20 protein-coding genes, 1 tRNA gene and 2 riboswitches are annotated in these 24,043 nt (G+C 71.8%); of the genes, 10 read left to right on the forward strand and 11 right to left on the reverse strand.

Annotated elements, in window-relative coordinates; translation table 11 throughout:
* Window positions 1-12: 12 nt before the first annotated feature.
* The 4 genes from rimK to D3A60_RS12115 form a co-directional block, all read right to left on the reverse strand.
* On the reverse strand, window positions 13-927 hold the full coding sequence (gene rimK / locus D3A60_RS12100) for a 30S ribosomal protein S6--L-glutamate ligase (protein WP_119718889.1): 915 nt from the start codon (window positions 925-927) through the stop codon (window positions 13-15).
* Window positions 924-1,388, reverse strand: a complete 465-nt coding sequence (locus tag D3A60_RS12105) for an ATP-dependent zinc protease family protein (protein WP_119718890.1) — start codon at window positions 1,386-1,388, stop codon at window positions 924-926. Before D3A60_RS12105 ends, rimK begins: the two co-directional genes overlap by 4 nt.
* Window positions 1,389-1,556: 168 nt before the next feature.
* A tRNA-Gly gene (locus D3A60_RS12110) sits at window positions 1,557-1,630 on the reverse strand.
* A gap of 101 nt (window positions 1,631-1,731) precedes the next feature.
* On the reverse strand, window positions 1,732-3,525 hold the full coding sequence (locus D3A60_RS12115) for an autotransporter domain-containing protein (protein ID WP_196778740.1): 1,794 nt from the start codon (window positions 3,523-3,525) through the stop codon (window positions 1,732-1,734).
* A 210-nt stretch (window positions 3,526-3,735) separates the two neighbouring features.
* Here D3A60_RS12115 and thiS point away from each other — a divergent pair, with 210 nt between their 5' ends.
* Window positions 3,736-3,936 carry a sulfur carrier protein ThiS gene (gene thiS, locus D3A60_RS12120; protein WP_119718892.1) on the forward strand — a complete coding sequence of 67 codons (201 nt, stop codon included), beginning with the start codon at window positions 3,736-3,738 and terminating at the stop codon, window positions 3,934-3,936.
* 91 nt (window positions 3,937-4,027) lie between these two features.
* Here thiS and D3A60_RS12125 read toward each other — a convergent pair whose 3' ends face one another.
* Window positions 4,028-6,502 (reverse strand): hypothetical protein, encoded by a 2,475-nt coding sequence (locus D3A60_RS12125; protein ID WP_119718893.1) that lies wholly within the window; start codon window positions 6,500-6,502, stop codon window positions 4,028-4,030.
* Window positions 6,503-6,543: 41 nt separating this feature from the next.
* A riboswitch (cyclic di-GMP riboswitch) is annotated at window positions 6,544-6,626 on the reverse strand.
* A gap of 34 nt (window positions 6,627-6,660) precedes the next feature.
* A riboswitch (cyclic di-GMP riboswitch) is annotated at window positions 6,661-6,750 on the reverse strand.
* Window positions 6,751-7,041: 291 nt separating this feature from the next.
* Between D3A60_RS12125 and D3A60_RS12130 the strand changes: the two genes are divergently transcribed.
* The 3 genes from D3A60_RS12130 to D3A60_RS12140 are packed head-to-tail and all read left to right on the forward strand — an operon-like array spanning window position 7,042 to window position 10,468.
* Window positions 7,042-7,848 carry a thiazole synthase gene (locus D3A60_RS12130; RefSeq protein WP_119718894.1) on the forward strand — a complete coding sequence of 269 codons (807 nt, stop codon included), beginning with the start codon at window positions 7,042-7,044 and terminating at the stop codon, window positions 7,846-7,848.
* 8 nt (window positions 7,849-7,856) lie between these two features.
* Window positions 7,857-8,606, forward strand: a complete 750-nt coding sequence (gene trmB / locus D3A60_RS12135) for a tRNA (guanosine(46)-N7)-methyltransferase TrmB (protein ID WP_119718895.1) — start codon at window positions 7,857-7,859, stop codon at window positions 8,604-8,606.
* 20 nt (window positions 8,607-8,626) lie between these two features.
* Window positions 8,627-10,468 carry an SLC13 family permease gene (locus D3A60_RS12140; RefSeq protein ID WP_119718896.1) on the forward strand — a complete coding sequence of 614 codons (1,842 nt, stop codon included), beginning with the start codon at window positions 8,627-8,629 and terminating at the stop codon, window positions 10,466-10,468.
* Window positions 10,469-10,480: 12 nt separating this feature from the next.
* Here the strand turns inward: D3A60_RS12140 and D3A60_RS12145 are convergent, their stop codons facing one another.
* Window positions 10,481-10,804: a Rieske (2Fe-2S) protein gene (locus tag D3A60_RS12145; protein ID WP_407062784.1), complete on the reverse strand. Its 324-nt coding sequence runs from the start codon at window positions 10,802-10,804 to the stop codon at window positions 10,481-10,483.
* Between the two features lie 149 nt (window positions 10,805-10,953).
* Here D3A60_RS12145 and D3A60_RS12150 point away from each other — a divergent pair, with 149 nt between their 5' ends.
* The 4 genes from D3A60_RS12150 (at window position 10,954) to D3A60_RS12165 (ending at window position 14,022) form a co-directional block, all read left to right on the forward strand.
* Window positions 10,954-11,244, forward strand: a complete 291-nt coding sequence (locus D3A60_RS12150) for a hypothetical protein (protein WP_119718898.1) — start codon at window positions 10,954-10,956, stop codon at window positions 11,242-11,244.
* 2 nt (window positions 11,245-11,246) lie between these two features.
* On the forward strand, window positions 11,247-11,957 hold the full coding sequence (locus tag D3A60_RS12155) for a fumarylacetoacetate hydrolase family protein (RefSeq protein WP_119718899.1): 711 nt from the start codon (window positions 11,247-11,249) through the stop codon (window positions 11,955-11,957).
* A 52-nt stretch (window positions 11,958-12,009) separates the two neighbouring features.
* Window positions 12,010-12,420, forward strand: a complete 411-nt coding sequence (gene mscL / locus D3A60_RS12160) for a large-conductance mechanosensitive channel protein MscL (protein ID WP_119718900.1) — start codon at window positions 12,010-12,012, stop codon at window positions 12,418-12,420.
* Window positions 12,421-12,543: 123 nt separating this feature from the next.
* Window positions 12,544-14,022 (forward strand): M28 family peptidase, encoded by a 1,479-nt coding sequence (locus D3A60_RS12165; protein WP_407062769.1) that lies wholly within the window; start codon window positions 12,544-12,546, stop codon window positions 14,020-14,022.
* Window positions 14,023-14,044: 22 nt separating this feature from the next.
* Here D3A60_RS12165 and D3A60_RS12170 read toward each other — a convergent pair whose 3' ends face one another.
* The 3 genes from D3A60_RS12170 to D3A60_RS12180 all read right to left on the reverse strand — a co-directional run bounded on the left by D3A60_RS12170 (window position 14,045) and on the right by D3A60_RS12180 (window position 19,418).
* Window positions 14,045-14,800, reverse strand: coding sequence for a TrmH family RNA methyltransferase (locus tag D3A60_RS12170; RefSeq protein WP_407062770.1), 756 nt, complete (start codon window positions 14,798-14,800; stop codon window positions 14,045-14,047).
* 348 nt (window positions 14,801-15,148) lie between these two features.
* Window positions 15,149-18,280: an efflux RND transporter permease subunit gene (locus D3A60_RS12175; RefSeq protein ID WP_119718901.1), complete on the reverse strand. Its 3,132-nt coding sequence runs from the start codon at window positions 18,278-18,280 to the stop codon at window positions 15,149-15,151.
* Between the two features lie 43 nt (window positions 18,281-18,323).
* On the reverse strand, window positions 18,324-19,418 hold the full coding sequence (locus tag D3A60_RS12180) for an efflux RND transporter periplasmic adaptor subunit (RefSeq protein WP_119718902.1): 1,095 nt from the start codon (window positions 19,416-19,418) through the stop codon (window positions 18,324-18,326).
* 249 nt (window positions 19,419-19,667) lie between these two features.
* On the opposite strand from D3A60_RS12180, the gene cysK reads away from it, so the two are divergent.
* Complete coding sequence (cysK, locus tag D3A60_RS12185) at window positions 19,668-20,621, forward strand: cysteine synthase A (protein ID WP_119718903.1); 954 nt, start codon at window positions 19,668-19,670, stop codon at window positions 20,619-20,621.
* A 154-nt stretch (window positions 20,622-20,775) separates the two neighbouring features.
* On the forward strand, window positions 20,776-21,321 hold the full coding sequence (locus D3A60_RS12190; protein WP_119718904.1) for an O-acetyl-ADP-ribose deacetylase: 546 nt from the start codon (window positions 20,776-20,778) through the stop codon (window positions 21,319-21,321).
* 90 nt (window positions 21,322-21,411) lie between these two features.
* Here the strand turns inward: D3A60_RS12190 and D3A60_RS12195 are convergent, their stop codons facing one another.
* Both D3A60_RS12195 and pyk read right to left on the reverse strand, forming a co-directional pair.
* Entirely contained in the window at window positions 21,412-22,422 is a 1,011-nt protein-coding gene (locus D3A60_RS12195) for a class I fructose-bisphosphate aldolase (protein WP_119718905.1), read from the reverse strand.
* Between the two features lie 121 nt (window positions 22,423-22,543).
* The gene (gene pyk / locus D3A60_RS12200) at window positions 22,544-24,010 is read right to left on the reverse strand and encodes a pyruvate kinase (protein ID WP_119718906.1); all 1,467 of its coding nucleotides are present in this window, start codon (window positions 24,008-24,010) and stop codon (window positions 22,544-22,546) included.
* Window positions 24,011-24,043: the final 33 nt, after the last annotated feature.

Genomic DNA, 24,043 nt, shown 5'->3' on the forward strand with positions numbered 1-24,043 from the left:
GCGCCAGCATTCTCACCGCAGCGCGCGACCGCCGACCCGTCGCCCGACCGGGCGCTGGACCGCGGTCGCCAGGTGGGCCATGACCGCCCCGGCGACGTCGACCCCGGTTGCCTCCTCGATGCCCTCGAGGCCCGGCGACGCGTTGACCTCGAGCACCAGCGGACCACGCGCCGAACGGATCAGATCGACACCGGCCACGCCGAGGCCGAGCACGCCGGCGGCGCGAACGGCCACGTCCTGCTCGGCGGCGCTCGCGCGCACGCCCTTGGCCGTGCCGCCGCGGTGCAGGTTCGAGCGGAAGTCCCCCTTCGGCGCCTGCCGCTTCATCGCCGCGACGACGCGCCCACCGACGACGAAGCAGCGCAGGTCCGCGCCCCGCGCTTCCTCGACGAACTCCTGCACGAGGAAATTCGCGTACAGCCCGCGCAGCGCCTCGATCACCCCGCGCGATGCCGAGAGTTTCTCGGTCAGCATCACGCCGGCGCCCTGGGTGCCCTCGTTGAGCTTGACCACGTGCGGCGGCGGGCCGAGCAGCAACAGCAGGTCGTTGGTGTCGTCGGGGTTGTCGCCGAACACGGTGTCGGGCAGCCCGATCCCCTGCGCGGCGAGCAACTGGTGGCAGCGCAGCTTGTCGCGCGCCTTGACGATCGCGTCGGACGAGTTCGGCGTGTAGCAGCCCATCAGCTCGAACTGGCGCAGCACCGCGGTGCCGTAGCGGGTCACCGACGCGCCGATGCGCGGGATCACCGCGTCGTAGCCGGCGATCGAACGGCCCTTGTAGTGCATCGCGAAGCCGTCGCTGGCGATGCGCATGTAGCAGCGCAGCGGGTCGAGCACGCGCACGGTGTGCCCGTGCTGTCGCGCGGCGTCGACGAGCCGCCGGGTCGAATACAGCTTGGTGTTGCGGGACAGGATGGCCAGCTTCATGGCGCGGTACCGGGACGGGGCGCGGCGCCGGCAACCGGCGCGCGCCCATGGAGGAAGGAGCGGGCCGGGTCGACGGTGAACTGCCGCACCATCGCCGATCGGCCGAGCAGCATCGGGAACAGCATGCCGTGCCGATCGGTCAGGTTGATGTCGATCTCGCGCTCGACGCCGGCCAGCCGCAGGGTAGTCCGCAGGAACGCCCGCACGGTGCGGTGGCCGCCCGAGTCGGTGACCTCGCGCTCGTCGAGCACCGGCGCGGCCGCTTCGATGCCTGGCATACCGGCGCGCTGGCTGACGCGGAAGCCGACCCACGGCGTGCCGGCTTCGACGAAGCGCCACTGCGCGTCGACGTGCAGCGAAGAACTGCGTGCCCCGCTGTCGACCTTGGCGCGCAGTCCGGCCAGCCCGAGCACGGGCAGGTCAACGCACTCGCGCCAGCCCAGCATGATCCGCGTCGCCATGGTCGGGAGCCCTCGCGTCGGCGCGGCCTGGCGCCGTGGTCCGAAAGTCTGGATCTGAACGCCGCGCGGCACGCGTGCGGCACGGAGGAAACGGCGAAGCGCGCGCCGCGGGCAGCCGCGTCAAACAACAACGGCGGTCCTGCCGAGGCAGGCCGCCGTTGCATTGTCTGGAGCGGGTGATGGGAATCGAACCCACGCTAGCAGCTTGGGAAGCTGCAGTTCTACCATTGAACTACACCCGCGCCGGTCCAGTTTAAGCCAATGCCGCGCGCCTTGGCATCCCCGTCGGAGACGCCCGGTCACCCGCCGGAGCGGCGACCGGGCACGCGACATCGGCCGTGGATCAGAACCCCGTGCCGACCGTCGCGAACAGGGTGGCGTGGTTGCCGCCGCCCTGGTTCGTGGTGACGCTGGCACCGAGGTTCGCGTCGAGCCCGAACAGCTGGGTGCGGGCGCCGAAGCGGACCGTGGCGTACTTGTCGTCGAACGCGACGCCCGGCACCGCGTACGGCAGCGTGCCCGGCATCGACTGCGACTGCGCGAACGCCTCGGCCGGCGCGTCCTCGAACTCGCGGTCGATCGTCACCTGCGCGTACGGCTGCAGGTGCTCGTTGATCGTGTAGCGCACCTGCCAGCCGGCGCTGCCGATCAGCGAGTCGAAGGTCTGGTCCGGGTAGGCCAGCGAGGTCGACAGGGTCGGCTCGCTCTCGGCGAACCCGTCGATGTCGATCTGCTGGGCCAGCACCGCCAGCACCGGGCCGTGGCGCAGCGCGCCGTCGCCGAACTCCCAGCCGCCCTTCACGCCGACGCTGAGGTTGCTGCCGTCGGCCGAGCCGGTGTGGGTGCGCTCGGTGCGGCCGAGCACGACGTTGCGCTCGGTGTCGAAGCCCAGCTGGCTGTAGCTGACCTGGGCGTTGACCCACGCCGCGTCGCCGTACCAGCCGACGAAGCCGCCGAGGCTGACTTCGTCCTGGTCGAAGCTGCCGCCGCGGCGGCCCCAGTCGAGTTGCGAGCGGCCGAAGCCGGCGAACGCGCCGTACACCAGGTTGCCGCGACTCCAGTCGACGCCGCCGGTCAGCGCCGGGCCGACGCCGTCGTAGACGTCGCCGCCGCCGTAGCGCTGGAAGTCGCCGCGCACGTCGGCCCACCAGCGCATGCCGTCGGCCACCGGCTTGCCGGCGTGGGCGGCGACCTGCTCGGCGCGCGCGCGGCCGGTCATGGCCGCCGAGTTCGGCAGCATTGCGATCTGGCGCGGGGCCTCGAGCAGGGACACCACGTAGTCGGCGACGACCTCGTGCGCGGCGGTGGTCGGGTGCACGCCGTCGGCAAACAGGTACGTGTACGGCGCGTCCGGCGACACGTACGAGGTCGGGTTGCAGGTCAGCGAATTCGCCGTGATCTGCGGCTGGCAGGCCGTGCCGGTGATGTTGGTGAAGCCGAAGGCCGACGGATTGGCGGCGACTTCGCGCAGCAAGTTGAACGTGTCGACCGGGATCACGCGGTAGCCGCCGCTGGCCAGCGCGCCGAACAGCGCGGTGTTGTAGCTGGTGGTCAGCGCGGTGCCCTGCGCCTGCGCCGTCGCGCCCTGGGCGCGGAACGCCGGGGTGATGCCGAGGTCCGGCACCGTCGGCACGAGGATGTAGCGCGCGCCGGCGTTCTGCAGCGTGGCGACGATGCCGACCTGCGCGCCGACCGCGCCGGCGATCGTCGTGGTCGGATTGGCGCCGGCGTTGGTGATCGCGAACAGGTCGTTCGCCCCGCCCCAGACGGTGTACAGCGCGTTGCCGTCGGCGCGGCCGCCGTTGGCGGTCAGGTAGGTGTTGACCTGCGTGGCCAGCGACGGGATCGGGCCGAGCGCGCCGGTGGTGTTGGTGCCCACGCGGGCGCCGCCGGCGGCGTAGTTGGTGCCGGTCTGCCCGTTGCCGTTGGGGTCGGCGCGGGTGCCGTAGTAGTCGGCCAGGACCTGCGCCCAGACCAGGCCCGGGTTGGTCGTGAACTGCCCGGTGACCGGACGCACGCTCGCCGGCAGCAGCGGACGGAAGTAGCCGGCGTCCGTCAGGCTGTCGCCGAAGAACACGGTCTGCGAATAGGTCTGCGCCAGCGCGGGCGTTGCGGCGAGGGCCAGGGCGGCGGCCAGCGCGGTACGGACAAAGGTCATTCGGTAGCTCCCCAGGATGGATATGTCGGTCGTCGCGCGGCACGTACGCCGGCGCACGGGCTGCATCGGATCACGCAACGTTCACAGACTCAAGGGGCAGCGCGGAAAACGCGCGTGCCGGAAGGCACCTGAACGCGGCGCGCGCCGAGTCGGTTTGGTGTGAGCGGTGGCGCCGGCGACAATGGCGGCATGGACATCCTGCTCAACGGCGAACCGCGCCAGCTCGCCGACGCCACCTGCATCGCCGACCTGCTGCGCGCCGAAGGGCTGGCCGAACGCCGCGTCGCGGTCGAGGTCAACGGCCGGATCGTGCCGCGTGGCCGCCACGCCGAGCATGCCCTCGCCGCCGGCGACCGGGTCGAGATCGTGCACGCGCTCGGCGGCGGCTGAGCCCCGGCCACGATCGCGCTTCCGCGCAAACGAAAAGGCCCCGGCGCGAGCCGGGGCCTTTCCTCGCGCGTCCTGCGCGTCTTGCGGTGCGCTACTTCGACGACAGCAGCGTCGCCGGCGATTCGGAGCAGTGCCCCGGACCGATCGCGCCTTCGTTGTACGAACCGAGGGTGCCGGCCAGCGAGATCGCCGTGGTGCGCGCCGTGCCGCTGACCTTGGTCGCCGGGCTGCGGCCGACGAACCAGGCTTCGGCCTGCGCGATGGCCGAGGCCACCGCCGGCGTGGTGCCCGCGCCCGACAGCACGTTCAACTTGGCGGCGATGTACTGGTGCGCCAGGTTGTAGTACGCGTTGCCCTGCGGCGGCGTCCACATCACCGCGATGTAGCTCTGGCCGCTGGCGAAGAACAGCGTGTCCTCGCCGTCCGCACCGATCAGGTCCCAGTTGGCGTCGCGCTTCTTCGAGAACTGCGGCTTGGCGGCGTAGTCCACGTGGGTCTTCCAGTAGCCCTGCGTGTACGTGCAGCCCTGCGTGCACAGCTCCGGCACCTTGACGCTGACGATCGCCTCGTCGGTGCTGGCGCCGTCGCCGGCGGTGGTGACCGTCAGCAGGTTGGGCACCATGAACTCGCAGGTCGCATCCTCGATCTGCGTCGGCAGGATCCAGTCGGCGAAGATCGCCAGGTTGCCCAGCAGCGTGGCACCGTCGAACACGTCACCGGTGTAGTAGCCGCTGAAGCTGGCGCACTGGTTGCCCAGGCCGAAGCTGAAGCTGGCACCGAGGTTGAGCCCGGCCACGCCGTTGAACAGGTCGCCCAGGTCGGCGCACGCATCCAGGTTCACGTCGGCTTCGGCGGCGTAGGTCAGGGCCGCCTGGTTCGAGGTGTAGGTGCGCGTGCCGCACGGGGTCGCATTGCCCTGCGCGTCGTAGCACTGCTTGACCCGGTCGATGCTCGCCTCGTTGTAGCCCGGGACGAAATCGCGCGGCAGGTTGGCGTCGTAGGTGCACGCCAGCGAAGTCGCGCCCTGCGCTCCGCACGTCGGCGTGACCGCCTGCGTGCCGTTGGTGGCGTCGGTGAAGGTCAGGGTGTCGCTCGGGTTGGCCGGATCGAACACCGGGGTCAGGCCGGCCGGCCAGCTGACAGTGATGCTGCCGCTGACGGCGAAGCCGAACTCGTCCTCGACGCTCTTGGCCGCGGACAGCCAGTACACGGTGTCGTACGAACCGCCGGCGTTGAGCTCGATGTCGAGGTCGTCGCACAGGTAGCTGCCCGCGTACGTCCCGCCGACGATCGGCGCGTCGTCGCAGCTGGCGTCATTGGCGGCGGCGTCGGCCGCGCTGGCGACGATCTTCTTCTCCGGCGTCCACGCGTAGTCGCGGCTGTAGCGGGTCACGGCGGTCTTCTGCACGGTAACCGTTTCGCACACGACCTGGACCGTGGCCGAGTCGCTGGCCGAACCGCTGGTCGACGGACCGGTGCTCCACGAACCGCTGGCGGTGTTCTGCTTCATGCCTTCGTCGGCATCGCAGGTGAACGTCTTGTCGTACGTCCACACGTAGCTGTCGCCGAGGCCGAACGTCTTGTCCGGGTTGCCGGGCAGCATCGAGTCGTCGACCGACAGCGTGTCGCCGTAGCTCTCGGCCGGCGTGGCCGGGATCGAGAACGCGGCGTTCGGCGTCAGCATGTAGACCTCACCCTGCCGCACGGTGCGGATCGCGGCGGTGTTGGTGCCGCCGGTGGCCGCGAGCAGGAACGGATGGCTCGTGCTCTGCAGGATGAACTCGTACGTGCAGCTGAGGATGATCTTGTTCGGATCGTTGGCCGGCGTCGTGCACGCGATGGTGTCGGCGTTGCCGCCAGGTCCGTCCCACGCCAGCGTGAACTCGGTCGCGCTGTTGTTGAACGTCATGACGTCCGCGACGTTGGTCGCCGTCCAGCCGAAGCCGTAGGGGTCCTTCGCGGTGATTCCGCCGTAGACGCGGTACGTTCCGCGCGTGGTCGGCTCGACCGTCACGGTGTACTCGGCCTCGTGCTGGTCGCCGTCGAACATCGTGATCTGGGTCGGGGTGACCGACTTCTCGACGGTCCAGTCGGTGTAGCGCTTCCAGGTGGCCTTCGCGGTCTTCGAGCCGGTCGGCTTCGGCAGCGCGCAGAACACCACATGGCTGACGCCGGCCGGCTCGCCGCTGCCGTTGTCCGGCGCGTACAGGCCGGTGTCGGAAAGCTGCCCAGGGCTGTATGCGAACACGTTGTACGCGTTGCCGCCCTTCACGACGATGTAGTCCATCGGAATGGTCGCGGTGAAGCCGATGTACTGGTTCTGCCCCGGCGGCGTGTAGTTGAACGTGATCGACTGGCCGTTGCCGAGGTCGTACGACTCGCCGTTGACCGGCGCGTCGCCGGTGGAATAGCCGATGCCGGGCCACGTGCCCACGCCCGGCAGGTCGTCGCAGTCGGTGAAGTTGCCTTCGTAGCTGGTGGGGGTCGGGGTGACGGCAAACGCGCCTCCCGACACCACGAGGGCGGCGACCGCGAGCAGCGATCGCCAGTGCTTGAGAGTTTTCATGTCCGAAGTCCGTGAATGGGGCAGGGCCGCCCGTTCAACCCCTCGGCAGTCCGGCCGTGCCCGCGTTGCGCGGGCACCCGTGGCTTTGCGACCCCGGCTCGCGCCGGGTGTGCCGTTATCGAGAACCTGGTGGAACCGCGCGGTGCGGCACCGGCGGTAACGGGAACCCGGCCATCCACGCTGCGGGGAGGCAGCGGGGACCCTCGGCTTTGCGGCCCCGGCTTGCGCCGGGTGTGCCTTTGCGTACCGCACGGTGCAGCACCGCGCGCGGCGCAGCGACTCGGTGGCGGGATACAGGGGGGTCCCGCGACGCGAATGCACTGTGCTCGATGGCCTGTACGCAGTGGCCCGTGGCGGACGGTCAGGCGCGAACGGATGAATGCGGGCGCGCCGGACTGTCGGTCGCGCGGCGCCGACCGGCGGCGGCCGGTTATCCCCCGTCCGGGGGGCGGCTTCGCGGCCGAACGCGAACCCAACGCCCGTCCTTCTCGCGCCGCCTCGGGCTTCGGCCGCGGGGCACGCGGCACTAGAATGTCGGGATGACCCCCGACACCCCCCGCCCCCTGGCCGATGACGCCCTCGTCATCGCCGGCCAGACCTACCGCTCACGCCTGCTGACCGGCACCGGTAAGTTCACCGGCCTGGAGCAGACGCGCCTGGCCACCGAGGCCGCCGGCGCGCAGATCGTCACCGTCGCGATCCGCCGCACGAACATCGGCCAGCAGCCCGGCGAGCCGAACCTGCTCGACGTGCTGCCGCCGGACCGCTACACGATCCTGCCGAACACCGCCGGCTGCTACACCGCCGACGAGGCCGTGCGCACCTGCCGGCTGGCGCGCGAACTGCTCGACGGCCACGCGCTGGTCAAGCTCGAGGTGCTCGGCGACCAGAAGACGCTGTACCCGGACGTCGTCGAGACGCTGAAGGCCGCCGAGACCCTCGTCGCCGATGGCTTCCAGGTGATGGTCTACACGTCCGACGACCCGATCCTGGCCAAGCGGCTGGAGCAGATCGGCTGCGTCGCGGTGATGCCGCTGGCCGCGCCGATCGGCTCGGGCCTGGGCGTGCAGAACAAATACAACCTGCTCGAGATCGTCGAGAACGCGACCGTGCCGATCATCGTCGATGCCGGCGTCGGCACCGCGTCGGACGCCGCGATCGCGATGGAGCTCGGCTGCGACGGCGTGCTGATGAACACCGCGATCGCCGGCGCCAGGGACCCGGTGCTGATGGCGCACGCGATGAAGCTGGCGGTCGAGGCCGGCCGCGCCGCGTTCAAGGCCGGCCGCATCCCGCGCAAGCGCTTCGCCAGCGCGTCGTCGCCGATCGACGGCCTGGTGGCCTGACGCCGCGCATGACCGATCCGTTCTCCAGCGACGGCGCCAAGACCCCGCCGAAGCCGTTCACGATCGAGGAAGGCCACCGCAAGGTGCGCAGCTTCGTGCTGCGGCAGGGGCGCTTCACCCCGGCCCAGCAGCGCGCGTTCGACGAACTGTGGCCGCGGTACGGGCTCGACTTCAGGCCGGTCCCGGCCAGCGGCGCGCCGCGCGACTTCGACGCCGCGTTCGGGCGCAGCGCACCGCTGGTGGTCGAGATCGGCTTCGGCAACGGCGAGGCGCTGCGCTTCGCCGGCCGCCACGACGCGCACCGCAACGTCATCGGCATCGAGGTGCACGCGCCCGGCGTCGGACGCGTGCTCAACGCGCTGGCCGAGGACGGCAGCGAGCACGTGCGCGTCTACCACCACGACGCGGTCGAAGTGCTCGAGCACGAGATCGCCGACGGGTCGCTCGACGAGATCCGCATCTACTTCCCGGACCCGTGGCACAAGAAGCGCCACAACAAGCGCCGGCTGGTCAACCCGGCGTTCGCCGCGCTGCTGGTGCGCAAGCTCGCGCCGGGCGGGCGCTTGCACCTCGCCACCGATTGGCAGGACTATGCCGAGCAGATGTGGGACGTGCTCGATGCGACACCCGGGCTGCGCAACCGGGCCGGTCCACGCGGCGCGGTGGAGCGGCCGGAATGGCGACCGCAGACCCACTTCGAGACCCGCGGCCAGAAGCTCGGCCACGGCGTGTGGGACCTCCTGTACGACCGCACCTGACGAGCACCTGACCCCACGGCATGGATACCGCGCTGACGCTCACCACCGAGATGAAGCTCGTGCTCGGGCTGGTGGGCTTCACGATGGTGATGTTCCTGTTCGAGCGCATCCGCGCCGACGTCGTCGCCCTGGTCGTGCTGGTGCTGCTGGGCCTGTCCGGGCTGGTCGAGCCCGATGCGCTGTTCAGCGGCTTCTCCGGCAACGCGGTGATCAGCATCATCGCCACGATGATCCTCGGCGCCGGGCTCGACCGCACCGGCGCGCTGAACCGCCTCGCCGGCTGGCTGCTGCGCCGCGCGCACGGCGTCGAGCAGCGGCTGCTGCTGCTGACGACCGGCATCGCCGGCCTCAATTCGTCGTTCATGCAGAACCCGTCGGTGATGGCGCTCTACATGCCGGTGGCGTCGCGGCTGTCGTCGCGCACCGGCATCGCCCTGCCCCGCCTGCTGCTGCCGCTCGCCGCGGCGATCGTGATGGGCGGCGGGCTGACGATGGTCGGCAACTCGCCGCTGATCCTGCTCAACGACCTGCTGCTGGCGGCCAACGCCAACCTGCCGTCGGGCGCCGCGACGCTGGAGCCGTTGAAGATGTTCGCGCCGCTGCCGATCGGCCTGGCACTGCTCGGCGCCTCGCTGGCGTACTTCCATTTCTTCGGCGACAAGCGCCTGCGCGATGAGGACGACGGCAAGGGCGTGACGCCGGCGCGCACCGAGAGCTACTTCGCCCAGGCCTACGGCATCGACGGCGACGTCTACGAGCTCACCGTCAGCGCCGACAGCCCGCTCGTGGGCATGTCGCTGGGCGAGGCCGAGGCCCGCATCGGCGCGCCGCTGCTGCTCGCGCTGAAGACCGGCGACGAATCGCGGCTGGCGCCGCCGGCCGACGCGCGGATCTGGGTCGGCAGCGTGCTCGGCGCGATGGGCCCCAAGCAGCAGGTCGCGGACTTCGCGCAGAACCACTTCCTGCGGGTCAGCGCGCGGCTGCGCACGTTCGGCGACCTGTTCAACCCGAGCCGCGCCGGCATTTCCGAGGCGGTCGTGCCGGCCACTTCGAAGTTCATCGGCAAGACCGGCGCGGACCTGCAGTTGCGCAAGCAGTTCGGCGTCAGCCTGCTGGCGGTCAACCGCGACAAGCACGTGCTGCGCGACAACGTCCGCGACGTGCCGCTGCGCGCCGGCGACATGCTGGTTCTGCACAGCATCTGGACCGACCTGGGCGAACTGGCCTCGGGCAAGGACCTGGTGGTCGTTACCGACTACCCGAAGGGCGAGCAGCGCCCGCACAAGTTCAAGATCGCGATGGCGATCTTCGCCGTGGCGATGCTGCTGGCGCTGTCGTCGCGGCTGCCGGTGTCGATCGCGCTGATGACCGGCGTGGCCGGCATGCTGATCGCCGGCGTGCTGCACATCGACGAGGCCTACGCGGCGATCAACTGGAAGACCGTGTTCCTGATGGCGTGCCTGATCCCGCTGGGCTGGGCGATGGACTCCAGCGGCGCGGCCGCCTGGGTCGCCGGCAACACGATCGAACAGCTCCCGGACGGGACGCCGGTGTGGCTGCTGGAGATCGCGCTGGGCCTGCTGACGACGGCGTTCTCGCTGGTGATCAGCCACGTCGGCGCGACGATCGTCGCGGTGCCGCTGGCGATCAACCTTGCGCTTGCCGCCGGCGGCGACCCGACCGCGTTCGCGCTGATCGTCGCGCTGTCGGCGTCGAACAACTTCATGACCGCGTCGAATCCGGTGATCTCGATGATCACAGGGCCGGCCGGCTACACCGGCAAGGAGCTGTGGAAGATCGGCGGCCCGCTATCGCTGGTCTACACCGTGGTGATCGTCGCGATGGTCAACCTGCTGTTCTGAGCCGGGCGGGCGTCAGCCGGCGTCGAGGAACACCGCGCCGTCGCGGACCGCCAGCGGCACCGCGCGCAGCGATTCGCCGCGGCACGGCCCGGCGACGCAGTGGCCGCCGACCAGTTCGAAGCTGGCCCCGTGCGCGGCGCACACGAGCAGACCGTCCTTGCTGCGCAGGAACTGGCCCGGCGCCCAGTCGAGTCGCCGTCCGGCGTGCGGGCACACGTTGAGCCAGCCGCGCACGGCGTCGCCGTCGCGGAACAGCAGCAGCGATTCGGCGTCGCCGTCGAGCACCACCTCCGCCTCGGCGAAGCCGCCATCGGCGATGCGGTCCAGCGACAGCAGCGCGACGGGAACTCGCGGATCGGCGACGTCGGTCACGACTGGGCTCCGGTGGCGGGGCGAATGGTTTAACGGGTTTCTCACAACTTCACATGGCCGTCACCCGATACTTCGGCGACCGGCACCCGCCGCATTGTGTCATGGCCCCTCGAATGTCCGTCCGCTCGTTCCGCTTCGATTCCCACCTGTTCAACGCCCGCATGCGCAGTGCCTTCGCGCCGCGCAAGCCGCGCCACCGCGTGCTGCGCGTGGTGCTGGGCCTGGTCGGGCTGGCGCTGCTCGCGGCGCTGGTCGTGTTCGGCGTGGTGGTCGGCGCGGCGATGCTCGCCGCGGGCGTGGCCTATCGCCTGTGGCGCGGGCGCAACAAGCCGCTGGCGCGCGACCCGCGCGTCGTCGACGCCGACTACCGCGTGGTCGGCAAGCTCGCGCTGCCGTCGCGCTGAGCGTGGGCGACGTCGTCGCCGCGCCGCCACCGGTCCGCATTCCGGTTCGCGGCGGCGGCACGTTCCCGGTTCGCCGGATCTACTGCGTCGGCCGCAACTTCGCCGAGCACGCGCGCGAGATGGGCGCGTCGGTGCCGACCTCGACCGCCGACCGCGGCAGCCCGGTGTTCTTCTGCAAGCCTGCCGACGCGATCGTGCTCGACGGCCAGGTGCCCTACCCGCGCGGCACCCGTGAACTGCACCATGAGGTCGAACTGGTCGTGGCGATCGGCCGCGATGCCGGCCCGGATCCGATCGCGCCGGCCGACGCGGCCTCGTACGTGTTCGGCTACGCGCTCGGCCTCGACCTGACCCGTCGCGACCTGCAGACCGAGGCCAAGGCCAAGGGCCTGCCGTGGGACACCGGCAAGGCGTTCGACCACTCGGCGCCGATCAGCGAGATCGTCCCGGCGGGTGCGTTCGGCGACGTCGCCGCACGCGCCATCGAACTGTCGGTCAACGGTCGCGTGCGCCAGCACAGCGGGTTCGACGACCTGGTGTGGACGGTGCCGGAGATCGTGCACGAGCTGTCGCGGCTGTTCGCGCTGCGCGCCGGCGACCTGGTGTTCATGGGCACGCCGGCCGGCGTGGGCCCGCTGGTGCCCGGCGACGTCTACGTCGCGCGCATCGACGCTATCCTCGAACTGCGCGGACAGGTCAGCGACCCGCGCTGACGCGAGCCCGATCCCCGGCGCCGACGCGTCGACCACCCGAAGGAGCGCACGCATGGGCATGATCAGCGAGTTCAAGGAGTTCATTTCCCGCGGCAACGTCGTCGACCTCGCCGTCGGCGTGGTGATCGGCGCGGCCTTCGGCAAGATCGTCACCGCGCTGGTCGACGGCATCGTGATGCCCGTCGTCTCGATGGCCACCGGCGGCGTGGCGGTCGAGGACTGGAAATACCTGGTCACCCCGGCGCAGGTCGATGCCGCCGGCAAGGAGATCGCCGCCGAGGTCGCGATCAAGTACGGCCTGGTGCTGCAGACGCTGATCGACTTCGTACTGATCGCGTTCGTGATCTTCCTCGTGCTCAAGGCGTACAACCGCATGCGCAAGCCGGCGGAGGCCCCGCCGGCCGCCCCGGCGGAAGACGTGCTGCTGCTGCGCGAGATCCGCGACGCGCTCAAGGCGCGCTGAGCCACGCGCGCCGCGCGGGCCAGACCCCGATCGCGGTCACGCCTGCGCGTGACTTGCGGCATGCCGGCCCCGGGCCGCGGGTTGCTAAGCTCGCGGCCTTGTCGTTTCTTGCTGGGGAATCGGATGCGCAACGCGTTGTGGACGGCCGTGGCGGCCGCGATGTTCGGGAGCGTGCTCGCTTCCGCGGCGGCACCGTCGTCCGAGGGGCTGTCGCTGGGTTCGCTGTCGCCGATCGCAGGCGCGCATGCCGCCACGCGCGAAACGCGCATCCCCGATGACGCCCTGGCCGCGGCCGCGCAGCTGCGCGAATCCGCGCTGGCCAGCGAGCTGGGCTACCGCATCACCGAGGCGCTGACGACCGAGGTCGGCCCGCGCCTGGCCGGCAGCGAGGCCGACGCGCGCGCGGTCGCCTGGGCCGAGGCGAAGTTCCGCGAACTCGGCTACGACCGCGTGTGGAAGGAGCCGGTGACGTTCCCGAAGTGGGTGCGCCGCAGCGAGAGCGCCGCCGTGGTCGGCACCAGCGCCCAGCCGCTGGCGATCACCGCGCTCGGCGGCAGCCCGGGCGGGACGGTCGAGGCCCAGGTGGTGCGCTTCGCCGACCTGGCGGCGCTCGAGGCCGCGCCGGCCGGTTCGCTCGCCGGCAGGATCGCCTTCGTCGACTACCGGATGGAGCGCGCACGCGACGGCAGCGGCTACGGCCCGGGCTCGCGCGTGCGCAGCCGCGGCCCGTCGGCGGCGATCCGCGCCGGCGCCGCCGCGTTCGTGATGCGTTCGGCCGGCACCGACTCGCACCGCAATCCGCACACCGGCATCACGCGCTTCGACGACGGCCTGACCCCGATCCCGTCGGCGGCGCTGTCGGTGCCCGACGCCGACCAGCTGGCGCGGCTGCTGCAGCGCGGCCCGGTCACGCTGCGGGTGGCGCTGGACTGCGGCTGGGACGGCGAGGCGACGTCGTACAACGTGATCGGCGAGATGCGCGGGCGCACGAAGCCGAACGAAGTCGTGCTGATCGGCGGGCACCTGGATTCGTGGGACCTGGGCACCGGCGCGATCGACGACGGCGCCGGCATCGGCATCACGATGGCCGCCGGCAAGCTGATCGGCGAGCTCAAGCGCCGCCCGGCGCGCAGCATCCGCGTGGTCGCGTTCGCCAACGAGGAACAGGGCCTGTGGGGCGGCAAGGCCTATGCCGAGAAGTACCAGGCTGACGTCAAGCGCCACCTGATCGCGGCCGAGAGCGACTTCGGCGCCGGCCGCATCTACGCGTACTCAAGCTCGGCGCCGGCCCATGCGGCGCGCGCCGATGCGCAGATCGCGCAGGCGCTCGCGCCGCTGGGCATCGAGCACACCCCCGGCAAGGGCGGGCCCGGCCCCGACATCGGCCCGATCGCCGCGAAGGGCGCGGCGTGGGCGCGGCTGGCGCAGGACGGCACCGACTACTTCGACCTGCACCACACGCCGGACGACACCTTCGACAAGATCGATCCGAAGGCGCTGGCGCAGAACGTCGCGGCGTACGCGGTGTTCGCCTACCTGGCCGCGTCGGCCGACGGGAATTTCGGCAGCGCGCCGAAGCCGGCGGCGCCAGCGGCCGACTGACCGACCCGCGTGATCCGCGCGCTCAGGCGCGCGTGCGCGCCCACTCGGCGAGCAGCACCGCGGTCGCGGCGGCGACATTGAGGCTCTCGACCGCGCCGCTGCCGGGGATCGACACGCGCTGGTCGCACGCCGCGACCAGCTCGCGATCCATGCCCTCGCCTTCGGCGCCGAGCACGTAGACCACCCGCGGCCCGAGCCCGGCGGCGAACACGCTGCGGCCGCCGTGCACGACGGTCGCCGCCAGCGTGAAGCCCGAGCTGCGCAGCTGCGCCATGGCGTTGTCGCTGCGGCCCAGCCGAACCAGCGGCACCGACTCGGCGCCGCCCTCGGCCACACGCGCGGCCGCGCCGGACAGCGCCAGCGTCGAATGCTTCGGCAGCAGCACCGCGCCGGCGCCGAAGTGCGCGGCCGAGCGCAGGATCGCGCCGAAGTTGTGCGGGTTGCCGACGCCGTCCAGCCACAGCGCGCACTGCGGGCCGTCCGGCAGCGTGCGCAGCCACTCCGACAGCGACGCCGGCTCGGCGCGCAGCACGTCGACGACGACGCCCTCGTGGTGGCCCGAGCCGGCGAGCTTGTCGAGGTCGGCCGGCTCGACGACGCGGTAGCCGACGCGGTTGGCGACGCACCACTTCAGCAGCGGCTGCAGCGCCGGGATGCGCGCCTCGGCCAGGTAGACCTTGCGGATCGCCGCGGGCCGCCGCGCGAACACCGCATGCACCGCGTTGAGGCCGTACAGCCGCAGCTCGGTCTGGCGCTGGGTTGGAGCGGGCTCGGCCACCGGGGGTTCGGCCAGGCGCGGGTCGCGCCGGCTGGGCCCGGCGGCGGGTCCGCGCGCGCGCGCGGTACCGACGGCGCCCGCGTCGCGCGGCCCGCGTTCGCGGCCGATCGGGTCCCGCGCCATGACGTCGCGCGGCGGCGCGTCCGACCGCGGGCCGCGGCGCCACGGCGAGGACGCTTCGCCCTCGGTCGGAGCGGCGGGACGGTGCGGCGGGCGGCCGGGCGGGCGATTGCGGTGGTCGGTCACGGGGCGGTCCTGGCGTCGGCCGCGTGCCAAGGTGCACGCGGCGGGACCGCCATTGTGGACGCGCGGTCCGCCGCTGTCCCGAGCGACCGCGAGCAGCCGCGCTTACGCGTGGCCGCTGACCGGCGGCGTGGCCGCCTCGAGCTTCTCCAGTTCGTGCGCCACGGCTTCCGGCGACTGCGTGTACTTGGCCAGCAGCAGGTAGAACGCCGGCACCACGTACAGCGACAGCAGCGTCGAGAACGACACGCCGAAGATCACCACCACGCCGATCGTGGCGCGGCTGGCCGAGCCCGGGCCGCCGGCGATCACCAGCGGCACGGCGCCGACCACCGTCGCCACCGAGGTCATCAGGATCGGCCGCAGGCGCACCGCCGACGCTTCGGTGATCGCCGCGGCGATGCTCTTGCCTTCGTCGCGCAGCTGGTTGGCGAACTCGACGATCAGGATGCCGTTCTTCGCCGCCAGGCCGATCAGCATGACGATGCCGATCTGGCTGAACAGGTTGAGCGTGCCTCCGGTCACGAACAGGCCGATCAGCGCGCCGAGCACCGCCAGCGGCACCGTCAGCATGATCACCAGCGGGTGGATGAAGCTCTCGAACTGCGCGGCCAGCACCAGGTACACGATCAGCAGCGCCAGCCCGAACGTCAGCGCGATCGCGCCGCCGGCGCGCAGGTACTCGCGCGACTCGCCCTTCCAGTCCAGCTGCGCGGTCTCGGGCAGTTCCTCGGCGGCGACCTGCCGCGTCCACTCGATCGCCTCGCCCATCGTGTAGCCCGGCGACAGGCCGGCGCTGATCGTGATCGCGCGCAGGCGGTTGAAGCGGTTGAAGCTGCCCGGTTCGGCCACTTCGCGCAGCGTCACCAGGCTCGACAGCGGCACCAGCCCATCGCTGCCGCGCACATAGGTGTTGCCCAGGTCGGCCGGCGTCGCGCGGTCGCCGCGGTCGGCCTGCAGCAACACGTCGTACTCCTCGCCGTTGTCGACGTAGGTCGTGACCTGGCGCGAGCCCATCATCGTCTCGAGCGTGCGCCCGATCTCCTGCACCGAGACGCCGAGGTCGGCCGCGCGGTCGCGGTCGATGTCGACGCGCATCTGCGGCCGGGTCTCCTTGTAGTCGGAGTCGGCGCCGAACAGGCCGGGGTTCTGCTCGATCCGCGCGAGGATCCGGTCGCGCCACTGCGCGAGCTCGGCGTACTCGGGTCCGCCGAGCACCAGCTGGTACGGCTGGCCGCGGCCGCTGAGCAGGCCCGACGGCACCTGCGCTCGCGCCTGCACGCCGGGCAGCTCGGCCAGCTGGCCGCGCAGCTTGGTCACGACCTCGTCGGTGGTGGTGTCGCGCTTGTCCCAGTCCTGCAGGAACACGATCACGTTGCCGGTGTGCATCTCCTCGCTGGCGCCGAAGCCGCCCGGCACGCGCGAGTTGGCGCGCTGGATCGGGCGGTCATCGCCGATGCTCGGGGCGAGGATCGCCTCGACCTGCTGCACCTGCTTGACCGTGTAGTCGAAGCCGGCGCCTTCCGGCCCCTGGATCGAGATGAAGAAGCGCCCGCGATCCTCGGCCGGCGACAGTTCGCTCGGCACCATCGTGAACAGCAGTGCCGCGGCGCCGAGGCACGCCAGCATCGCGCCGCCGACCAGCACCATCACGCGCGTCCTCGGCAGCGCGACGATGCGCTGGACCTGGCGGCCGTAGCCTTGGCTGAGGCGATTCAACGTGCGGTTGGTCCACGCGTTGAAGCCGCGCGGCTCGGTGTGGGCGCGCACCAGCTTCGACGACATCATCGGCGTCAGCGTCAGCGCGACGAACGCCGAGATCGCCACCGCCGCGGCCAGCGCGACCGACAGCTCGCGGAACAGGCGGCCGGCGTTGCCGTCCATGAAGCCCACCGGCAGGAACACCGCCACCAGCACGGCGGTGGTCGCGATCACGGCGAACGCGACCTGCGCGGTGCCGCGGCGCGAGGCGACGAGCGCCGGCTCGCCCAAGTCGGCGCGCCGCTGGATGTTCTCGAGCACGACGATCGCGTCGTCGACGACCAGGCCGATGCACAGCACCAGCGCCAGCAACGTCAGCAGGTTGATCGTGAAGCCGAACGCATACAGCGCGATGAACGACGCGACCAGGCACACCGGCACGGTCACCGCCGGGATCAGCGCCGCGCGCAGGCTGCCGAGGAACAGCCAGATCACCAGGAACACCAGCACCAGCGCCTCGGCCAGCGTCCAGTACACGCGCTCGACCGAGGCCTCGATGAACACGGTGCTGTCGTAGGCGACGAAGATCTCGGTGCCGACCGGCAGCGTCGGCGCGATGCGCTCGGCCTCGGCGCGCGCGGCGCGGGCGACGTCGAGTGCGTTGGCGGTCGACGTGCGCACGATGCCGATGCCGACGTTCGGCACGGCGTTGCTGCGCAGGTACGAGCGGCGCTCCTGCGGGCCGACTTCGATCCGCGCCACGTCGCCGAGCTTGACCACGTAGCCGTCGTCGCCCTTCATCAGCGGGACCTGGGCGAACTGTTCGGACGTGCGGTAGCCGCGCTCGACGCGCAGGGTGAAGTCGCGGGTGTTGGATTCGATGCGGCCGGCCGGCAGCTCGACGTTCTCGCGCCGCAGCGCGCTTTCGACGTCGCCGGCGGTGACGCCGCGCGCGGCCATCGCGTCGCGGTCCAGCCACAGCCGCATCGCGTAGCGCTGGCCGCCGCCGAGCTGCACGCGGGCGACGCCGTCGAGCGCGGACAGCCGGTCGACGACGTAGCGCTCGGCGTAGTCGGTCAGCTGCAGCGTGTCCATGTTCTCCGACCGCATGTTCAACCAGACGATGACGTCGGCGTCGGCTTCGACCTTCTCGATCTCCGGCGGGTCGGCCTCTTCGGGCAGGCGGTCTGCGACGCGGCTGATCGCGTCGCGTACGTCGTTGGCGGCGGCTTCGATGTCGCGCGACAGGTTGAACTCGATGGTGACCTGCGAGCGGCCGTTGACGCTGCGCGACTGGATCGTGTTGATGCCCTCGGTGCCCGACAGCGCGTCCTCGAGGATCTGGGTGACGCGGGTCTCGACCACGGCCGCGGACGCGCCCGGGTAGGTCACGTCGACCGACACGATCGGCGGGTCGATGTTCGGCAGCTCGCGCAGCGTCAGGCGCATGAAGGCCATCGCGCCGAGCACGACCAGCATCAGGCTCATCACCGTGGCGAACACGGGGCGGCGGATCGAGACGTCTGAAAGCTTCATCGGCGGGGTCCTGCAGGGGCGGCCGCGGCGGCCGCGCGGGGCATCACGGCGTGGCGGGCGCGGCGGGCTTGGCGTCGGCGTCGGCGGGCTGCGGGGCCGCGGCCTTGGCCTCGACCACCTTGGCGCCCGGGCGCAGCTTGCCGGTGCCGTCGACGACGATGCGGTCCCCGGCCTGCACGCCGGTCGCGATCTCGGCCAGGCCGTCGCGGCGCGTGCCGACCGTGACGTCGACGCGCTCGACCGTGCCGTCCGCCTTGACCCGATACACGAAGGTGTCGCTGCCGACCTGCACCACCGAAATCTCCGGCAGCAGCAGCGCCTGCCGCTGCGGGCGCTGCAGTTCGACCCGCAGCAGCATCCCCGGCCGCAGCGTGCGGTCGGTGTTGATGAAGTCGCCGCGCACCGTGATCGCGCGCGTGGTCGGGTCGACGCGCGCGTCGACGGTCGAAACGATGCCGTCGAACGAACGGTCGGCGTAGGCGTCGGTGCGCCCGGACAGTCGCTGGCCCGCGGCCAGCTCGGCCAGCCGCAGCTCCGGCACCGGGAAATCGACGAACACGCGCGCGGTGTCGTCGAGCGTCGCGATCGCGGTGCCCGGGGTCACCAGCGTGCCGGGGCTGACCTGGCGCAGGCCGAGCACGCCGGCGAACGGCGCGCGGATCACGCGGTCGCCGAGGTTGGCGCGGATCTCGGCGACGCGCGCGTTCGCGGCATCGCGCGCGGCGCGCTGGGTGTCGAGCGCCGAGCGTGCGACCAGCTGCTGGGCGGCCAGCTCGCTCTGGCGGCGGAACAGCCGGTCGGCCTCGACCGCCTGCGCCTGCGCGGCGGCCAGCTCGGCCTGCTGCGCCTGCCCGCTCAGCGTCACCAAAGGCTGCCCGGCCGCGACCACGTCGCCGCTGTCGAAGTGCACGCGCTGCACTGTCTCGCTGACCTTGGCGGTGATCGTCACCGACTCGCGCGCCTTGACCGTGCCGAGCGCCTGCAACGTATCGTTCCACGGCTGCGGACGCAGCACCTGGGTGGTGACGGTGACCGGGCGGTCGCCGCCCTGCTGGGGAGCGGCGTCCTTGCCGCACGCGGCAAGCAGCAGGGCGAACGCGAAGGCGCCTAGCGCGCCGGGCAGGATCTGGTTACGCATGCCTCTCTCTATGGGGGTCGACGCTGGGCAGCGGCGAGTCTAGCCGCGGAGCATCAACGCCCGCGTGGGCCAAAGGTTGACGGGGTGGGGTTTACAGCCGACTCGGCAAAGCCCGTGACCGGGTTGGCGCAGCGTCCCACTCTGGCACAGCGCAGTGAGCGACGCGTCACCCCGCGCGGCCTCCTTTCCTACGGCACGCCGTCTCATCCGGATGCATCCTGCATCCCCCGACCCCGGAGTCACCGGCCCATGATCCACGACAGCATCCTCGACACCGTCGGACGCACCCCCATCGTCCGGCTGCACCGCATCGCCCCGTCGCACGTCACCGTCTACGCGAAGGTCGAATCGTTCAACCCCGGCGGCTCGGTCAAGGACCGGCTGGCGCTGGCGATCATCCTCGACGCCGAAGCCCGCGGCCTGCTGAAACCCGGCGACACCGTGGTCGAGGCCACGTCGGGCAACACCGGCGTCGCCCTGGCGATGGTGTGCGCGGCGCGCGGGTACAAGTTCGTGGCGACGATGGCAGAAACGTTCTCGATCGAGCGCCGCAAGCTGATGCGCGCATACGGCGCGAAGGTGATCCTGACCCCGGCGGCCGAGCGCGGCAGCGGCATGGTCCGGCGCGCGAAAGCGCTCGCCGAGCAGCACGGCTGGTTCTACGCGCGCCAGTTCGAGAACCCGGCCAACCCGGCGTACCACCGGCAGACCACCGCGGCGGAGATCCTGCAGGACTTCGCCGGCCGGCGGCTCGACCACTTCGTCACCGGCTGGGGCACCGGCGGCACGCTGACCGGCGTCGGCGAAATGCTGCGCGCCGGCCGCCCCGAGGTCCGCATCACCACGTGCGAGCCGGCCGGCGCGGCGCTGCTGATGGGCAAGGAGTGGCAGCCGCACAAGATCCAGGGCTGGACGCCGGACTTCATCCCCGAGGTGCTGAACCGCGACGTCGCCCATGAGGTGCTGCCGGTCGACGACCTGGTCGCGCGCGACACCGCACGCCGGCTCGCCGCGGAGGAAGGCATCTTCGTCGGCATTTCCGCGGGCGCGACGATGGCCGCGGCGCTCGACGTGGCCGCCCGGGCCAACGACGGCGACGTGATCCTCGCGATGCTGCCCGACACCGGCGAACGCTACCTGTCGACGATCCTGATGGAGGGCGTCGCGGACGGCTCGGACGACGACTGGCTGGCGACGCTGTAGTCGCCGGCGCGCGCGCGGACTGCGAACGCGCGCACGGAACGGGCCACGCGCGCCGGTGCCGCGCGACGAACGGCGGCCCAGCGGGCGTCGGCGGGATTGCCGTGCACGGCACGTACACACGAAGATGGAACCGGTTTCCGCTTCCGGCACGTCCTTGCGCATCCAGGTCCTCCAAGCCGACATCACCGCGCTCGCCGTCGACGCGATCGTCAATGCGGCGAATGAAGCCCTCCTCGGAGGCGGCGGCGTCGACGGCGCGATCCACCGCGCGGCCGGCCCGCGCCTGCTGGCCGAATGCGCGGCGCTGCCCGAGGTACGCCCGGGGGTACGCTGCCCGACCGGCGAGGCCCGCGCGACCGGCGGCCACCGCCTGCACGCGCGCCACGTGATCCACACGGTCGGCCCGGTCTGGCAGGGCGGCCACGCCGACGAGGCGACGCTGCTGGCGGCCTGCTACCGCGCCAGCCTGCAGCTGGCCGCACTGCGCGGCGCCCATTCGATCGCGTTCCCGGCGATCAGCTGCGGCGTGTACGGCTACCCGGCCGAGCTGGCCGTGCCGCTGGCGGTCTCGACCGTGCACGACTGGCTGCTGCGCGACACGCCGCCGCGGCAGGTGGTGTTCTGCTGCTTCGACGCCGCGATGACCGCGCGCTACCGCGACGCGGTGGCGGCCGTGCTGCCGGCGCCCAGCGAGGCCTGAGCCACCGCGGCACCGGGCGATCGCGACGCACACACAGCAGAACGCCGGCGCGAGGCCGGCGTTCTGCGTTTGCAGCGTAGCGCGCGCGGATTACGCGGCGGCCTGCCACTGGCCGAGCGCGGCCAGGCCGTTGTCGCGGGCGCGGGCATACACCGTCGCCTGCGCGGCGGCGACGTTGCCGGCGAGGTCCTGCGACCACAGCTTCAGCGCGGCCGACTGCATCGCGCGGCCGTACGAGAACGACAGCGGCCACGGGTTCGGGCCCATCTGGTTCATCGCGTTGAGGTGCGCGGTCGCGGCCTCGTCGCTCTGGCCGCCCGACAGGAACACGATGCCCGGCAGCGTCGCCGGCACGGTCGCCTTGAGGCACTGCAGCGTCGCCGCGGCGACCTCCTCGACCGTGGCCTGCTCGGCGCAGGTGCTGCCCGGCAGCACCATCGACGCCTTCAGGATCGTGCCCTCGAGCATCACGCTGTGCTCGTACAGCGACGCGAACAGCGAACGCAGGGTGACCTCGGTGACCTCGAAGCAGGTCTCGATGTCGTGGCTGCCGTCCATGATCACTTCCGGCTCGACCATCGGCACGATGCCCTGCTCCTGGCACAGCGCGGCGTAGCGGGCCAGCGCGTGGGCGTTGGAGTCGATGCAGGTGCCCGACGGGATGTCGTCGCCGATGTTGATGACCGCGCGCCACTTGGCGAAGCGCGCGCCGAGCTTGTAGTACTCCTCGAGCCGCGCGCGCAGGCCGTCGAGGCCCTCGGTGACGACCTCGCCCGGGCAGCCGGCGAGCGGGAACGTGCCCTTGTCGACCTTGATGCCGGGGATCATGCCGCGCTCGGCCATCAGCCGGGCGAACGGCACGCCGTCTTTGGTCGACTGCCGGATCGTCTCGTCGTACAGGATCGCGCCGGAGATGTAGTCGCCCAGCTTCGGCGTGGTCAGCAGCAGCTCGCGGTAGGCCCGGCGGTGCTCCTCGGTGTTCTCGATGCCGACGCCGGCGAACCGCTTGGCGATGGTGGCGTTCGACTCGTCGATCGCGATGATGCCCTTGCCCGGGGCAACCATGGCGAGGGCGGTTTCGGCAAGCTGTTCGATGCTCATGGACGTCCTGCGGCAGCGGGTGGAAAGAGGCGGAATTATAGCCCGCCCCGGCTGCCGGTCGGCCCAGGGTCCCACGCGGCGCCGCACCGGCGCCCGGTCTCGCGGCCGCGGCCGCGCGGCGTCAGAGCTCGCCGAGGCCCTCGGCGCGGCCGTCGGCGCCGACCTGCAGCAGGCGCAGCGTGTTGGTCGCGCCGTGGGTCTCCATGTGCTCGCCGCTGGTGAACACCACGCGCTCGCCCGGCGACAGCAGGCCCGCCTCGACCAGCGTGCGCACGCTGCCGCGGGCGGCCTCGCGCGGGGTCTGGCCGCGGCTGTCGTAGCCCATCGGGAACACGTCGCGCATCAGCGCCATGCGCCGGCGCGCGCCGTCGTGGCGCGCGAACGCGTAGATCGGCGCGTTCGAGCGGAACCGCGACAGGTAGCGGGGCGTGCCGCCGGACTCGGTCATCGCGACGATCGCGCGCACGCCGATGTGCTCGGTCAGGAACATCGTCGCCATCGCGATCGCCTGGTCGGCGCGCTCGAGGCCGCGCTGCGCCTTCTCGAAATCGGTGTCGTGGGCAAAGTGGCGCTCGGCGCCGGCGCAGATGCGCGCCATCGCCTCGACCGCCTTGACCGGGAAGCTGCCGGCCGCGGTTTCCTGCGACAGCATCACCGCGTCGGTGCCGTCGATTACCGCGTTGGCGACGTCGAGCACCTCGGCGCGGGTCGGGATCGGCGAGTCGACCATCGACTGCAGCATCTGGGTCGCGGTGATCACCACCCGGTTCTGCGCCAGCGACTCGCGGATGATCTTCTTCTGCAGGCCCGGCAGCTCGGCGTCGCCGATCTCCACGCCGAGGTCGCCGCGCGCGACCATGACCACGTCGCTGGCCTCGACGATCTCGGCGAGGTTCTCGATCGCCTCCGCGCGTTCGATCTTCGACACCAGCGCCGCGTCGCAGCCGTGCGCCCGCGCCACGGCGCGCGCGTCGTGCATGTCCTGCGCGTTGCGGCAGAACGACACGGCGATGAAGTCCACGCCGATCTGCGCGGCCACCGCGATCAGGGATTTGTCGTGCTCGGTCAGCGCGCCGAGCGACAGTCCGCCGCCCTGCTTGTTGAGCCCCTTGCGATTCGACAGCGTGCTGTCGTTGAGCACGGTCGTGACGATGCGCTCGCCGTCGACGGCGTCGACCTGCAGCTGCACCACGCCGTCGTCGAGCAGCAGCACGTCGCCCGGAGCGACGTCGCCGGGCAGCCCGAGGTAGCTGACGCCGACCTGGGTCTCGTCGCCGGGCGGCGCGTCCGCATTCGCGACCAGGGTGAAGCGGTCGCCCGCCTTCAGCCGGACCTTGTCGTTGGCGAACTTCTCGATGCGGATCTTCGGCCCGGGCAGGTCGGCAAGGATGCCGACCTCGATGCCGAGCCGCTGCGCCGCCTCGCGCACCGCCTGCGCCCGCGCGACCTGCGCCGAGGGGTCGCCGTGCGAGAAGTTCAGCCGCACCGCGTTGACGCCGGCGCGCAGCAGCGCGTCGAGCACGCCGGGCGCGTCGGTCGCCGGGCCGAGGGTGGCGAGGATCTTGGTGCGGCGTGGCGGGACGGACATGGGATGCACGGGTGGGTGGTTGCGGGCCACGCT

It is taken from the genome of Cognatilysobacter tabacisoli (assembly GCF_003586305.1).
GTDB classification, from domain to species: Bacteria; Pseudomonadota; Gammaproteobacteria; order Xanthomonadales; family Xanthomonadaceae; genus Cognatilysobacter_A; species Cognatilysobacter_A tabacisoli.